The 14,794-nt window shown below is 30.6% G+C and carries 11 protein-coding genes and 1 tRNA gene; 4 read left to right on the forward strand and 8 right to left on the reverse strand.

Annotated elements, in window-relative coordinates; all coding sequences use genetic code 11:
* Position 1 precedes the first annotated feature (1 nt).
* The 3 genes from nifJ to hemA all read left to right on the forward strand — a co-directional run bounded on the left by nifJ (position 2) and on the right by hemA (position 5,658).
* Complete coding sequence (nifJ, locus tag I6E15_RS06095) at positions 2-3,565, forward strand: pyruvate:ferredoxin (flavodoxin) oxidoreductase (protein ID WP_235246977.1); 3,564 nt, start codon at positions 2-4, stop codon at positions 3,563-3,565.
* Between the two features lie 96 nt (positions 3,566-3,661).
* Positions 3,662-4,642 carry a porphobilinogen synthase gene (gene hemB / locus I6E15_RS06100; protein ID WP_235246982.1) on the forward strand — a complete coding sequence of 327 codons (981 nt, stop codon included), beginning with the start codon at positions 3,662-3,664 and terminating at the stop codon, positions 4,640-4,642.
* On the forward strand, positions 4,639-5,658 hold the full coding sequence (gene hemA / locus I6E15_RS06105; protein ID WP_235246991.1) for a glutamyl-tRNA reductase: 1,020 nt from the start codon (positions 4,639-4,641) through the stop codon (positions 5,656-5,658). Before hemB ends, hemA begins: the two co-directional genes overlap by 4 nt.
* 23 nt (positions 5,659-5,681) lie before the next feature.
* Here the strand turns inward: hemA and I6E15_RS06110 are convergent, their stop codons facing one another.
* The 7 genes from I6E15_RS06110 to I6E15_RS06140 form a co-directional block, all read right to left on the reverse strand.
* A complete protein-coding gene (locus I6E15_RS06110; protein ID WP_235246983.1) occupies positions 5,682-6,068 on the reverse strand; it encodes a PG0541 family transporter-associated protein in 387 nt (128 codons plus the stop codon).
* A 166-nt stretch (positions 6,069-6,234) separates the two neighbouring features.
* Entirely contained in the window at positions 6,235-9,336 is a 3,102-nt protein-coding gene (locus I6E15_RS06115; RefSeq protein ID WP_235246984.1) for an efflux RND transporter permease subunit, read from the reverse strand.
* Positions 9,337-9,349: 13 nt separating this feature from the next.
* Positions 9,350-10,399, reverse strand: coding sequence for an efflux RND transporter periplasmic adaptor subunit (locus I6E15_RS06120; RefSeq protein ID WP_235246985.1), 1,050 nt, complete (start codon positions 10,397-10,399; stop codon positions 9,350-9,352).
* A 40-nt stretch (positions 10,400-10,439) separates the two neighbouring features.
* Positions 10,440-11,723: a TolC family protein gene (locus I6E15_RS06125; RefSeq protein WP_235246986.1), complete on the reverse strand. Its 1,284-nt coding sequence runs from the start codon at positions 11,721-11,723 to the stop codon at positions 10,440-10,442.
* A gap of 29 nt (positions 11,724-11,752) precedes the next feature.
* Positions 11,753-12,403, reverse strand: a complete 651-nt coding sequence (locus I6E15_RS06130; protein ID WP_235246987.1) for a TetR/AcrR family transcriptional regulator — start codon at positions 12,401-12,403, stop codon at positions 11,753-11,755.
* Positions 12,404-12,708: 305 nt separating this feature from the next.
* The gene (rbr, locus tag I6E15_RS06135; protein ID WP_235246988.1) at positions 12,709-13,245 is read right to left on the reverse strand and encodes a rubrerythrin; all 537 of its coding nucleotides are present in this window, start codon (positions 13,243-13,245) and stop codon (positions 12,709-12,711) included.
* A 134-nt stretch (positions 13,246-13,379) separates the two neighbouring features.
* Positions 13,380-13,757 carry a Fur family transcriptional regulator gene (locus I6E15_RS06140; RefSeq protein ID WP_235246989.1) on the reverse strand — a complete coding sequence of 126 codons (378 nt, stop codon included), beginning with the start codon at positions 13,755-13,757 and terminating at the stop codon, positions 13,380-13,382.
* Positions 13,758-14,013: 256 nt separating this feature from the next.
* On the opposite strand from I6E15_RS06140, the gene I6E15_RS06145 reads away from it, so the two are divergent.
* Positions 14,014-14,577: a 6-pyruvoyl trahydropterin synthase family protein gene (locus tag I6E15_RS06145; RefSeq protein ID WP_235246990.1), complete on the forward strand. Its 564-nt coding sequence runs from the start codon at positions 14,014-14,016 to the stop codon at positions 14,575-14,577.
* Between the two features lie 140 nt (positions 14,578-14,717).
* Here the strand turns inward: I6E15_RS06145 and I6E15_RS06150 are convergent.
* Positions 14,718-14,794, reverse strand: a tRNA-Met gene (locus tag I6E15_RS06150).

The following is a 14,794-nucleotide window of genomic DNA, read 5'->3' on the forward strand; positions in this document are numbered from 1 at the left end:
AATGGCAAAAAAAATGCAAACTATGGATGGTAACCAAGCTGCGGCTTATGCATCATATGCGTTTACAGAAGTAGCAGGAATATACCCAATAACTCCATCATCACCAATGGCAGAATATACTGACGAATGGGCAGCAAAAGGAATGAAAAACATATTTGATGTACCAGTTAAATTAGTAGAAATGCAATCAGAAGCAGGAGCTGCTGGAACAGTTCACGGATCATTAGTAGCAGGGGCTTTAACTACTACTTATACTGCTTCTCAAGGGTTATTATTAAAAATACCTAACATGTACAAAATAGCAGGAGAATTATTACCAGGAGTTATTCACGTATCTGCTAGAGCACTATCAACTCACGCTCTATCAATCTTCGGTGACCACCAAGATATATATGCAGCTAGACAAACTGGATTTGCAATGTTCTGTACTAACTCTGTTCAAGAAGTTATGGACTTAGCAGGAGTTGCTCACTTATCAGCAATCAAATCTAGCGTACCTTTCATGCATTTCTTTGATGGATTCAGAACTTCTCATGAAATTCAAAAAGTTGAAGTTATGGATTATGAAGTATTCAAAAACTTAATCGATATGGAAGCTGTAGAAAAATTCAGAAAAAGAGCTTTAAACCCTGAATTCCCAGTTTCTAAAGGATCAGCTCAAAACGATGACATCTACTTCCAAGGAAGAGAAGCTCAAAATAAATTCTACGATGCAGTTCCAGATATCGTAAACCACTACATGGGAGAAATCTCAAAAGTAACTGGAAGAGACTACAAACCATTTAACTATGTAGGACATCCAGAAGCTGAAAGAGTAATCGTTGCAATGGGATCTGTTTGTGAAGCAGCAGAAGAAGTTGTTGATTACTTAGTAGCACAAGGAGAAAAAGTTGGTTTAGTAAAAGTTCACTTATACAGACCATTCTCTTCTAAATATTTCTTCGACGTATTCCCTAAAACAGCTAAAAAAGTTGCTGTATTAGACAGAACTAAAGAATCAGGATCAATCGGAGAACCATTATACTTAGACGTAAGAGCTCTATTCTACGGAATGGAAAACGCTCCAGTAATCGTTGGAGGAAGATACGGACTTTCTTCTAAAGACACTACTCCAGCTCAAATCTTCGCAGTATATGATGAATTAACAAAAGACGAACCTAAAAATGGATTCACAATTGGTATCGAAGATGACGTTACATTCACATCTTTACCATTAACTAACCATACAGTTGTTTCTCAACCAGGACTAAAAGGATGCTTATTCTTTGGATTAGGATCTGACGGTACAGTTGGAGCAAACAAAAACTCAATAAAAATCATCGGAGACAAAACAGACTTATATGCTCAAGCTTACTTCGCATATGACTCTAAAAAATCAGGAGGAGTTACTAGATCTCACTTAAGATTTGGTAAAGAACCAATCAAATCTACATATCTATTAAACGCTCCTTCATTCGTTGCATGTTCAGTACCAGCTTATGTTGGACAATATGACATGATCAACAACTTAAAAGATGGTGGAACATTCTTATTAAACTGCGTATGGGATAAAGATGAAGTATTAACTCACATCCCTAACGACTTCAAAAAATTATTAGCTGAGAAAAATGCTAAATTCTATATCATCAACGCAACTAAACTTGCTAAAGAAATCGGATTAGGAAACAGAACTAATACAATAATGCAATCTGCATTCTTCAAATTAGCTGACATTATCCCATTCGAAGAAGCTCAAGGATATATGAAAGATTATGCTAAAAAATCTTATGCTAAAAAAGGTGACGACATCGTTAAATTAAACTGGGACGCTATCGACGTTGGAGCTGACGGATTAGTTGAAATCGCTGTTGACCCAGCTTGGAAAGATTTAGCAGTTGAAGAAAAAGCATGTTCAGAAGAATGTTGTTCAGCTTGTGGATGTGGATGCGAAGATAAAACTAAAGCATATGCTGAAAAAATCTCTTATCCAGTTAACCACGTAAGAGGATATGACTTACCAGTTTCTGCATTTGAAGGATATGAAGACGGAACTATGGAAAACGGATTAGCAGCTTACGAAAAAAGAGGAGTTGCAGTAATGGTTCCAGAATGGCAAATGGCTAACTGTATCCAATGTGGACAATGTGCTTACGTATGTCCTCACGCAGCAATCAGACCATTCTTATTAGATGAAGCTGAAGTTGCAAATGCTCCAGAAATGGAATTAGCTAACCCTATCGGAAAAGGATTCGAAGGATTAAAATATAGAATGCAAGTATCAGTAATGGATTGTACTGGATGTGGATCTTGTGCTGAAGTTTGTCCAGCTAAAGAAAAAGCTCTAGTAATGGTACCTATCGATACAGCTAAAGAAAACAAAGAAGATGTAAAAGCTGAATATCTATACAGCAAAGTAACTTACAAAGATGGATTAGTTGCTAAAAACACAGTTAAAGGATCTCAATTTGCTCAACCATTATTCGAATTCAACGGAGCTTGTCCAGGATGTGGAGAAACTCCATACTTAAAAACAATAACTCAATTATTCGGAGAAAATATGATGGTAGCTAACGCAACTGGATGTTCATCAATTTACTCTGGATCATCTCCTTCAACTCCATACTGTAAAAACGCTGAAGGACACGGACCATCTTGGGGATCTTCATTATTTGAAGACAACGCTGAGTATGGAATGGGAATGCACGTTGCAGTAGAAGCTTTAAGAGATAGAATCCAAACTGAAATGGAAAAATCTATGGATAAAGTTGGAGAAGAAGTAGCTGCTCTATTCAAAAAATGGATAGAAAACAGAAATTCTTCTAAAGTAACTAGAGAAGTTAAAGACCAATTAGTTCCAATGTTAGAAGCTTGTGGATGTGATGTAGCAAAAGAAATCTTAGCTCTAAAACAATACCTAGTTAAAAAATCTCAATGGATAATCGGTGGAGACGGATGGGCTTATGACATCGGTTATGGAGGATTAGACCACGTATTAGCAACTAACGAAGACGTTAACGTAATCGTTCTAGATACAGAAGTTTACTCTAACACAGGAGGACAAGCTTCTAAATCAACTCCTACAGGAGCAATCGCTAAATTCGCTGCTGCTGGTAAAGCATTCAAGAAAAAAGACCTTGCTGCAATAGCTATGTCTTATGGACACATCTATGTAGCTCAAGTTTCTATGGGAGCTAACCAACAACAATACTTAAAAGCTATAGCTGAAGCTGAAGCTCACCAAGGACCTTCATTAATCATAGCTTATGCACCATGTATCAACCACGGAATCAGAAAAGGAATGAACAAATCTCAATTAGAGATGAAACTTGCTACTGAATGTGGATACTGGCCAATCTTCAGATACAACCCAGCATTAGAAGCAGAAGGTAAAAACCCATTAACAATAGACTGTAAAGAACCTAACTGGGATAAATATGAAGAATACTTATTAGGTGAAGTAAGATATGCTACACTTAAAAAAGCTAATCCAGCTCAAGCTGATGAATTATTCAGAAGAAACAAAGCTGACGCTCAAAGAAGATGGAAACAATATCAAAGAATGTTATCTATGGACTTCTCTAAATAATTAAGCTTTATTAAAAGAGTATAATCTTAAATAATTAATAATAATTTTGGGATCGATTATATCGGTCCCAATTTATTATTTAACAAGGAGATAAGAATGTTTACAAGAACAAGAAGATTAAGACAGAATGGAATATTAAGAGAGATGGTAAGAAATATTACTATCAATCTAGACCAATTTATATACCCAATTTTTGTAGAAGAAGGGACAAATATTAAAGAAGAAATACCTTCTATGCCAAATCAATATAGATATTCTATAGATATGCTTTCAGAAGAATTAAAAGAATTAAAAGACCTAGGAATAAAATCTCTTTTATTGTTTGGTATTCCTAAAATAAAAGATGAAGTTGGAAGTGAAGCATACAACGATAATGGAATAGTTCAAGAAGCTGTAAGATATATTAAGAAAAACTTTCCAGAATTTTTGATAGTAACAGATGTTTGTATGTGTGAATATACTTCTCATGGACATTGTGGAATTTTGAATGGAAATGATGTAAATAATGATGTAACTCTAAATTATCTAGCTAAAATAGCTGTATCTCATGTTAAAGCTGGAGCAGATATTGTAGCTCCTTCTGATATGATGGACGGAAGAATACAAGCTATAAGAGAAGCATTAGATAAGAATGGATATATTAATACTCCTATAATGGCTTACAGTGTAAAATATGCGTCAAGTTATTATGGACCATTTAGAGATGCAGCTGATTCAGCTCCAAGTTTTGGAGATAGAAAAACATATCAAATGGATTTTAGAAATTCTAAAGATTATAAAAGAGAGGTCATAGCTGATACAGAGGAGGGAGCTGACTTTATAATGGTAAAACCAGCACTACCTTATCTTGATGTTATAAAAGTGGTATCAGAGGAAACAAATCTACCTGTGGTAGCTTATAATGTAAGCGGAGAATATTCTATGGTAAAAGCTGCTAGTTTAAATGGTTGGGTAGATGAGAAAAAAATTGTTATGGAAAATATGTATGCTATAAGAAGAGCTGGGGCAGATATAATTATTAGCTATCATACAAAAGATATAGCAAAATGGGTACAAAATGGAGAGATAAAATTATAATGGATATAAATAGTTTCGCTGTGATTGGAATATCTCATTTAGAGTATGATACAGAAAAAAGAGAAAGATTTATATCTAAAAAACCAGAAACTTTTATAAATGATTTGAAAGAGATGGGAATAATCAAAGGATATGTCAGTCTAATAACTTGTTTAAGAATAGAATTTTATTTAGATTTTGGAGATAATTCAATAGATACTTTTATTGAATCAGAAAAATTTAATAAATTCTTTCAAGGGGAAAATATTTTTATAAAAAAAGGGTACGAAGCAGTTGAGTATCTTTTTAAAGTAGGTTGTGGATTTTACTCGGTAATAAAAGGAGAAGATCAAATACTTGCTCAGATAAAAAAAGGTTATCAAGATTCATTGGAGAAAAATATCAGTTCAAAATTTTTAAATGTTATATTTAATAAAGGGATTGAACTTGGAAAAAAGTTTAGAACAGAAAGTCAAATATCACATAATGCCCTATCCCTAGAAGCAATCTCACTTAAATTTATAAAAGATGAGATTGAAAGTATTAAAGATAAAAAAGTTTTAATCTTGGGAATAGGAGATTTAGCACAGAGTATACTGCATCTTTTAGTAAAAGAAGATGTAAAAAATATAACTATTACTAATAGAACTTATCATAAAGCTTTGGAAATAAAAAATATCTATGAAGATGTCAGTGTAATAGGATTTGATAAGAAAAATCAAGCAGTGGCTAATTCAGATATTATAATAAGCGTTACTTCAGCACCACATCTAGTTTTAAAAAGAGATGAATTGGAAAATTATTTAGACAAAGATAAAAGATATGTATTTTTAGATCTTGCAGTTCCAAGAGATATAGATGAAAGGTTGCAAGAGTTAGATAAGGTTTGTTTATTTAATTTAGATGATGTTTGGTCAGTTTATAATAAGAATGTTAAGAATAGAGAAGATATTTTAAATCGTTTTGAATATATGATATATGAGCAGATAGAAAATTTGAATAAATGGTTTAGATGGAAAAATAAAATGGAGAGCTAATTAAAAACTCTCCATTTTTTAGTTTAATTTTTATGTTTTTTCTTTAATTTTTCAAGTAGATCCTCTTTTACTGGTAAATCTTCAACATATAGTCTAGGAATAACTCTTTCCATAGGAAGAATACCAACTGACATTGCAATACCAGAAGGTAAAGACATTCTAAATGTCTTTAAGTAAGAAAGCATCTCATCAACATATTGTTCAGGGATAGTTAAAAGGAAGATACAATCTGTACCGGGCCAAGTATTACAGTTTTTATGTTTTAATTTATCACTCCAAACAGTTTCAACTTTTCTATGAATTCCATAAAGGTAGAAACCAATCTCATCAAAGAACTCTTCAAGTCTTGCTTTTTGAGCCTCATTAATATAAACCATAAGCATTCTGTAGTGTAAAAACTCTTCTCTCATAATAATTCTTCCCTCCTCAAGATATTTTAGTAATTAGTATATTTATGAAGGAAGAATAGATTTGATATTTATAATCAAATCCCTCTTCCAAAATTTTTAATAATATTTATTACTAATCTTTAGAATCTTTTATTTTAATATTCTAACTAAAATTTATATTTCCTTTTTATTTTTTAGATTTTCTTTTTTCTTCATACATTTCAGCTTTTTTATCCATTTTTTCTCTTAGAGGAGCTATTAATTTTTTAATAAATCCAAGAACTTTGTTGTTCATATCTTCAACCAAAGTATAAAGAACAGGGATAACTACTAGAGTTAATAATGTAGAGAATGAAAGTCCAAACATAACTGTTACAGCCATTCCTCTATAGATTTCAGAACCTTCTCCAATTCCTAAAGCAAGTGGTAACATACCAAATACAGTAGTCATTGTAGTCATTAGAATTGGTCTAAGTCTTGTTCTACAAGATTCAATAACAGCTTCAGCTCTCTCAACACCTCTTTCTCTTGTTATATTGATAAAGTCAATAAGAACGATGGCGTTGTTAACAACGATACCAGCTAGCATTATTATACCAACCATAACCATTATATCAATAGGTTGTCTAAATGTAACAAGTCCTATTAAGATACCAATGAAAGCTAATGGGAATGAACCTAAGATAATTACAGGTAACACAAAGTTTTCAAATTGAGATGCAAGTAGTGCATATATTAAGAATAATGATATTCCAAGAGCTGCTCCCAATTGTCCAGATGCGTCTTGTAAGTTTTCAGAATCTCCACCGAATTTATAAGAAACTGTACTAGGTGGGTTAGTTTCATTAAATGCTTTTACAAGTTCATTTTGAATAGCAACTAATCCAGGACCACCATCGTTAACAGAAACAGAAACTGTATAAATTCTATCTTGTTTATTAATTTCTGATGAACCTTCAACCACTTTGATATCAGCTACGTCAGAAACTTTTACGAATTCATTATCACCAATTTTTATATTTAAGTTAGATAAATCTGATATACTACTTCTTAATTCTTTAGGAAGTCTTACTAAAATATCAATTTCTTCTGTACCAGTTTTAACAGTAGTAGTATTTCCTCTATCTCCTCCTAATATGAAGTAACTAATTGTTTGTCCAACAGTGATAGGGTTGATACCATATGCTTGTATTTTTTCTCTGTTAAGAATAATTCTAGCTTCTGGGTTACCTGGGTCTAAAGATGAAGTAATATCAACAGCACCTTCAAAGTTTTTAATCTTGTCAGCAACTTGTTTACCAATTTCTTTTAACTCATCATAGTTAGGTCCCATTATGTTAATTTCAACGTCTCTTTGAGGAGCACTCATAGCAAAGTTTTCTGATAAACTGATTCTTGTATCAGGAATTTTTTCTACAAGAGGTCTTATTCTATCAATGATTTCAAATACAGATGTATCTCTTGTATCTTTTTTACCAACGTCAACGTTTATAGATATAGTATTGTTAGTGATAAAGTCAAAGTAGTATTTTGTATCAGGATCTTCTTTAACAATATCTTCTATTTGATTAGCTATATCTTGAGATTTTGCTATATCAAGTCCATTTCCTAATTCGGCAACTATAGAATATCTTCCTTGGTCTTGTTTAGGCATGAATTCTACTTTTAAGAAGTTCATACAAGTACCAACAGTAACAAAGAAAGTAACTATAGTGATAAGAACTACTTTTAATCTGTTAGTAACAGCCCAAGTGATGATAGATAGATATTTAGCTTTAACACCAGCAAAGAATTTACCTTCACTTGTGATATTTACTTTATTACTTAAGAACTTACTAGCTATCATAGGCATTAAAGTTAATGAAACTATTAAAGCTGCTAAGTTTGAGAATATAATTGAAAGTGACATGTCACGGAATATCTCTCTTGCAATACCAGGTATAAATAATATAGGTATAAATACAACCATTGTAGTAAGAGATGATGCAATGATAGACATTGTAACCTCAGTAGTACCGTTATCAGATGCTTCAATAACTGGAGAGTGTAACTCTGTCATATGACGATAAATATTATCTATAACAACAACTGAGTTGTCTGTAAGCATTCCAACCCCAAGTGATAATCCCATTAAAGAGATAAGGTTGATACTTGTTCCACTAAATGAAAGGAATGCAAATGTAAACATAATTGATACTGGAAGAGCTAGAGATATAAGTAATGTAGCTCTTATATTTTTTAAGAATACTAATAAAACTATTGTTGCAAGAACAAGGGCTTGTAAAGCACTTGAACTGATACTTGAAATAGATTTTGTAATGTCTTCAGATGTATCAAGTAGTACTGTAAAATCAGTTCCTGGAGGCATTATAGGTTTTAAGTCTTCAAAGGCTTTATTAACACCTTTATTAAGATCTATTGTACTTCCGTCAGCAGATTTTTCTACTGCAACAACGATACCTTCTTTTTGGTTTAAGAATCCTAAGTCAGTAAAGTCTTCTGTAGTAAGAACTACTTCAGCTACGTCAGATACTCTTAATGAGTTACCATTACTATGGATTACTAAGTTTTTAATCTCATCTATGTAGTTTGTTTCACCCATAAATCTACCAACGATTTGTTTGCTACCTGTGTTGATAGTACCTAGAGGTAAGTTTTTACTAGAATAAGAGATTATATTATAAAGTTCCATAGGTGATAAATTATAAGCTGATAATTTATCAGGATTAATTTGTAATTGGATTTGTTTTTGTGGGTTGCCGAAAACCTTAACTTGTCCAATACCTTTTAAAGATTCTAGTCTTGGTTTTAAATATTCATCAACGAAACTTCCCATTTCACTTCTACTTTTACCAGTAAACATAGCAACCATTGTTAAGTTACCTGCTCCAGCTTCTACTTTTCTGGCAACTGGTGTATCGGCGTCATCTGGTAAATCGTTTGTGATTCTTGATATCTCTCTTTGGATATCTGTTACTTTATCGTCAGCATCAATACCGAAATCAAATTCTACAACAACAGTAGATTGACCGAAAGCTGATGTTGATGTTATCTTATCAATACCTTCAATGTTAGGTAAAACTTCTTCAATTTTTTTTGTTACTTGTGTTTCAACGTCTTCTGGAACAGCTCCATTCCAAGAAGTTGTAACTGTTACAACTGGAATATCCATATTGGGTAAAAGCTCAGATTTCATTGTTAACATAGCAATAAGTCCTATGAAAATCATAGAAATCATAAGCATTGTAGTTGCAACGGGTCTACGAATTGACAAACCTGCTAATGTCATTTTTCCCTCCTAATTATTTAGTTTCTTTAGTAGTTGTGCTTGGATTAGATTCGCTAATTTTGTTACCATCTTCAAGTCCGAATAGTCCTTTTACAACAACTTTATCTCCTGTTTTAATATCTTTAGAAGAAATAACAGTGTATTTAGAGTCTTGAGCTCCAGTTTGAACTTCAACTCTTCTTGCAACTCCATCTTTTACAACAAATATATAACTTAATAAGTCTCTTATGAATATACTTTCATCTGGTACAGACATAGCAGAAACTTTTCCAACTGGAATAGTTACATAAGAGTACATACCATCTTTAATAAGATTGTCAGTATTTTTTACACCGATTTTTAATTTATATTTTTTAGTATTAGATTCAGCAATTGGGTTGATTTCTAATATTTGTCCATCAAGAGTTTTTCCGATAGCAGGAATTTCTATTGATAATGGTCCACCAACTTTAACTTGTCCAAGCCATTCAGCAGGGAAACCAACATAAGATTCCATAAGTTCGTCATCAATTACTGTAAATATAGTAGCGTTTCCTTCTACTTCATTTCCAACTTTACCAAAAAGATTTCCAACAACACCATCTATATCAGCTCTTCTAAATAATTTGTCATAATTATTTTTAGCTACATCAAAATTAGCTTTTGCAGTAGAATAAGCATTTTCATATTCTACATATTCTAAGTATGATATAAGTTGTTCATCATATAATCTTTTGAATTTATTGTAGTTATTTCTAGCTACATTGTATAGAGATTTTGAAGAATTGTAAGTAGCTTCTGTGTCAGCATCAGAAAGTTTCATTACAACTTCACCTTTTTTAACATGTTCTCCATTTTTTTTGAATATTTGTTCTATTGTTCCACCTTTTTCAGTAGTGTGATCAACTTTGAATTCTGGTTCAAGTATAGCGTCACTTCTGAAAGTTTGGCTTAGTTCTCTTACTTGAACAGGTTCTGTTACAACGTATTTAGGTTTTTCAACTACCTCAACTTTTTCCTTTTTCTTTCCACACCCAAGGAACATAAATGCAGAAATTAGAGATAAACAAAGTATTTTTTTCATATATATCCTCCATTTAAAATTTTTAATATACTTAGGTTTATTAGATTATAAGAGATCTATAAGTTTCAAATGCCAATAAATAATCAGTTTCAGCAGAATTATAATTCATTTGAGCAGTTCTATATTGAGCTTCAGAATTTAGATAATCTTGAGTGGATAAAAGCCCAGCTTCATATCTCTTAGTATCTATTTGATAGTTTTCTCTAGAGGCTTCTAGGGAACTTCTCATAGCTTCTCTATATTTTTCAAGTCTTAAAACTTCGCTATAAGCAGTAGTTAAATTAATTTCGATATTGTCTTGAGTGATAGAATTGTTAAGTTCTTCTATTTTATAATTTTCTTTAGCCACTCTGTAAGCATCTATTCCGCTACCAAAACTAAATAGTTCCCAATCAACTTGAACTCCACCTCTCCATTCTTCATCATGGAAAACATCACTAGAATGAAGTCTTTCAGTTCCACCATAACTTGCAAAAGCAGAAACTTTAGGAAGATTATCACTGAAAGCTACCATTTTTTCAGCCTTAGAATATTCTACTTTATTTTTAGCAATTAAAGCATTTAAACTTTGATTTTTAGCTGTTATCATATCTTTATCAAAGTTTATATTTTCACTTAGATTTGTAGGGATAACTAAATCTTTTAAATCTATATCTTCTGATTCAGGAATTCCAAGTTCTGTTTTTAAATTTTTCTTTTCAGTGGCGATAGAGCTTTGAACTTTAACTATTTGAGATTCGATATCAAGTAATGAGTATTCTGTTTTTAAAAGATCAGCTTTAATGATTAAACGTTCTTTTAATTTTTTCTCTTGTAGTTTCATTCTTGCTTCTAACTCTTTTTGTGAGCTTTTTAAAGCTTCTAAGTTATTTTCATATTTGATGATGTTACTATAAAGAGATATTACTTTTATTCTAGTATTAACTTTTTCTTTTAAGAAAGAGTAATCTAAAATATTTTTTTGAGCGTTAGCTCCCTTAATCCCACCAAGTATAGCTCCACCTTGGAAAAGAGGATAAGTAGCTATAATTTTACTAGTATATCCATCTTTACTAATATCTTCATGTTTTTCTGTTAATTTTCTTCCATACACAACATTTTTATGAGAGTGTTCATTTCTGCTGTATGTACCTTGGTAAGCAACAGTAGGTAAAGCATACTTAAATGCTTGAGAAAGATTAAGTTCTCCTATCTTTTTATTTCTTTCTGCGATTTGAATATTTTTGCTATTAGTAAGAGATAAATCAATTGCTTGTTCTAGATCAAGAGTTCTAGCAAAAGATGCAGCACTTAGTAATAGAAATATTCCCAGTGTTTTTTTCATAAAGAATATCACCTCTTATATTTAAAATTTTATTTTCTTATTATTTTCATAGCGATTTTAGTTAAAAAATCAACTTCTTTTTTTAAATTAATGCTTTCTAAAGATTTTTTTACCTGTAAAGGTGTTGGATTTTTAGAAGAGTCATTATTATAACTAGAAACAAAAGGATTAAACTTTTGTTCATAAAAAGTGTCTACAAGATTACAAATGATAATAGAACATTTTTCTAATTCATCTTCATCTGCTACATCTATCACATCAAGATATTTTTCTAGGATTTTTTTCACTCCTCTATATTTTAGAGGAGCATTTGCTCCTAAAAATTGTCTTATTTTCTTTCCTAAAGAGTTTATATTTTTTAGTAGATTCATAAGAAGTAGGAAAAATTCAGGCTCTTTAGCTGGAACTGATAAAGCGTGTAAAAAATATTTTCTTAGAGTTTCTTCTAGTGAAGACTCCAAAGCTATAATTTCATTAACTTCTACTTTAAGTTGAGAAATTTTGTTAAAGACAATTGCTAATATAAATTCATCTTTAGATTTGAAATAAGTATAGAAACTTCCCTTGGCTATTCCCATCTTTGAAGTGATGTCTTGAATACTTGTGTTAAGATACCCTTTTTCTATGATAAGTTTAGTACCAGTGGATATTATTTCCTCCCTTTTTTTACAACTTTTCAATTTTTTCTCTCCCCCCTGACTGTATGGTCATTATCACAAAGTAGTATACTATAAAATGACCAATAAGTCAATGGATTTTTACAAAAATTTAACAGTGAAATATTATTATAAATTAAAGAAAAATATAAGGATAGTATTTTGGAATAGAACATACAAAAAAATCAAAAAATATATTTTTTAACATATTTTACAATTCAAAATTTTAAAATATGTATTTAGTGTTATAAAATTAAAATTAGTAAAAAAGAGAGTAGAAAAATCCACTCTCTCAATGATTAAATTATGTCTTTAGAATAAGAATAAGATTAATAGTTAACGGCTCTAACTCTAAAGTATGCTTGTGGGTGGTTGCATACTGGACATACTAGAGGAGCTTCAGTTCCAACGTGTAAGTGTCCACAGTTTCCACATTCCCAAACTTGGATATCTAATTTTTTGAAAACTTCTTTATTTTCAATATTAGCTAATAATTTTCTATATCTTTCTTCGTGTTCTTTTTCTATTTTAGCAACACCTTCCATAACTTTAGCTATGTCTTCAAATCCTTCTTCTCTAGCTTCTTTTGCGAAAGTTGCATACATATCTGTCCACTCATAATTTTCTCCAGCAGCAGCATCTTTTAAGTTTTCTACTGTAGAAGGCATTCCTCCATGAAGAAGTTTGAACCAAAGCTTAGCATGCTCTTTTTCATTGTTAGCAGTAGTTTCAAATAATTCAGCTATTTGTACATATCCTTCTTTTTTTGCTTTAGAAGCATAATATGTATATTTGTTTCTTGCTTGAGATTCTCCAGCAAAAGCAGTCCATAGATTTTTTTCTGTTTTAGTTCCTTTTAATTCCATAATATATTCCTCCTTGCAAGATAAAATGATGATTGCTCACATATATATTATACTCTATTAACTGAAGAAAAGTCAAATAAAAAGGGATTAAAATAGTAAAAATAATAAAAAAATTTTTATAAAATTATAGGAAATTATTCATTTTTACAATTTTTACAAATTCCATCAAAAAGAATATTAAATTTTTCTATAATAATATCTTGCTCTATAGAAATATTTTTTATAAACTTTTCTATTTCTATACTACTAATATCAGTTAAACTTCCACAAATTTTACATTTTAAATGAGCATGAGGTTTTAAGTTTTTATCAAATTTATCTACTTGCTCAGGAAGACTTACTTTTCTTATTTCGTTTGATTCTACTAATTTTAATAGATTTCTATAAACAGTACCTAAACTTAATTTAGGATTATCTTTTTTTAGAGAGCTATAAATTATATCAGCTGTAGGATGTCCTTCATGGGTTAGTATGTAATTTAAAATTAATTCTCTTTGTTTAGAATATTTCATATAAACTCCTTTCAAAAAATATTTTTTAATTTTAAATATTTGTGAAGTTTAAGAATATTATATCATGATAAATTAAAAAAGTCACTTATTTATTTTATTATAATTTTTGTACTATTAATTGACTAAATAATTATCAATAAGATTCTTTAATCAAAAAAAATATTTTTTGTTGACAAAACAAAAAATATATGATAACATATTTATAATAATAGTAATCATTACTATTATTAAAATTTAAAAATTAGGAGGTAGGAAGATGAGAAGTATAACAACATTCGATTTACAATATGCACATAGATTTTATAAATTTAAAGGTGAAGCACAATATTTACATGGACATACTGGAGTTTTAACTATTGAAGTAGAAGATACTATTAACGAAGGAGTTAATATGGTATTCCCTTGTAATGAAATACAAAAAACAGCTTGGGATCTTTTAAAGAATTTCGATCACGCACTTATTTTAAGAGAAGATGACCCTTTACTACCAGCTATATTAAAAGTATATGAAGAAACAGGAATAAAAGATGGACATCCACAAAATACTATGAAGGGAGCAGCATTTAAGACTGAACTTGCTACTGCTTATCCAGATTGTAGATTAGTGGTAACAAAAGAAACATTAACAGTTGAAGGAATGATTAAAATAGTTTATGATTTATTAAAAGACAAATTAAATATAGCAAAAATTACTTTTACAAGTGGAGTAAATGCTGCTTCTGAAGAATTTGTTACTAAAAATAATATAGACCGTTGTCCTCTATGTGGAATATCATTAAATGAAAATGGTGTTTGTCCAAAATGTGGATATAAAAAATAAGGATATGAAAATAAATAAAGAATAAAAAATAAGTTTGAGGAGTTATAAATTTTAATGATTTATAACTCCTCATTTTTATATGAATATTATTTTAATTAATAAAAAAACACTTGAGTTTCTCAAGTGTTATCTTTATAAAATGGTGCCTAGGAATAGATTCGAACTATCGACCGTACGGGTATGAACCGTATGCTCTAGCCAACTGAGCTACCTAGGC

The sequence above is a fragment of the Fusobacterium perfoetens genome (genome assembly GCF_021531475.1).
In the GTDB taxonomy this organism is placed as follows: domain Bacteria; phylum Fusobacteriota; class Fusobacteriia; order Fusobacteriales; family Fusobacteriaceae; genus Fusobacterium_B.

Excerpts from the sequence above, each read along its gene's own strand:
- nifJ (WP_235246977.1), top strand. The coding sequence starts at position 2 with ATGGCAAAAAAAATGCAAACTATGGATGGTAACCAAGCTGCGGCTTAT.
- hemB (WP_235246982.1), top strand. The coding sequence starts at position 3,662 with ATGTTTACAAGAACAAGAAGATTAAGACAGAATGGAATATTAAGAGAG.
- I6E15_RS06110 (WP_235246983.1), bottom strand. The coding sequence starts at position 6,068 with ATGAGAGAAGAGTTTTTACACTACAGAATGCTTATGGTTTATATTAAT.
- I6E15_RS06115 (WP_235246984.1), bottom strand. The coding sequence starts at position 9,336 with ATGACATTAGCAGGTTTGTCAATTCGTAGACCCGTTGCAACTACAATG.
- I6E15_RS06120 (WP_235246985.1), bottom strand. The coding sequence starts at position 10,399 with ATGAAAAAAATACTTTGTTTATCTCTAATTTCTGCATTTATGTTCCTT.
- I6E15_RS06125 (WP_235246986.1), bottom strand. The coding sequence starts at position 11,723 with ATGAAAAAAACACTGGGAATATTTCTATTACTAAGTGCTGCATCTTTT.
- rbr (WP_235246988.1), bottom strand. The coding sequence starts at position 13,245 with ATGGAATTAAAAGGAACTAAAACAGAAAAAAATCTATGGACTGCTTTT.
- I6E15_RS06140 (WP_235246989.1), bottom strand. The coding sequence starts at position 13,757 with ATGAAATATTCTAAACAAAGAGAATTAATTTTAAATTACATACTAACC.
- I6E15_RS06145 (WP_235246990.1), top strand. The coding sequence starts at position 14,014 with ATGAGAAGTATAACAACATTCGATTTACAATATGCACATAGATTTTAT.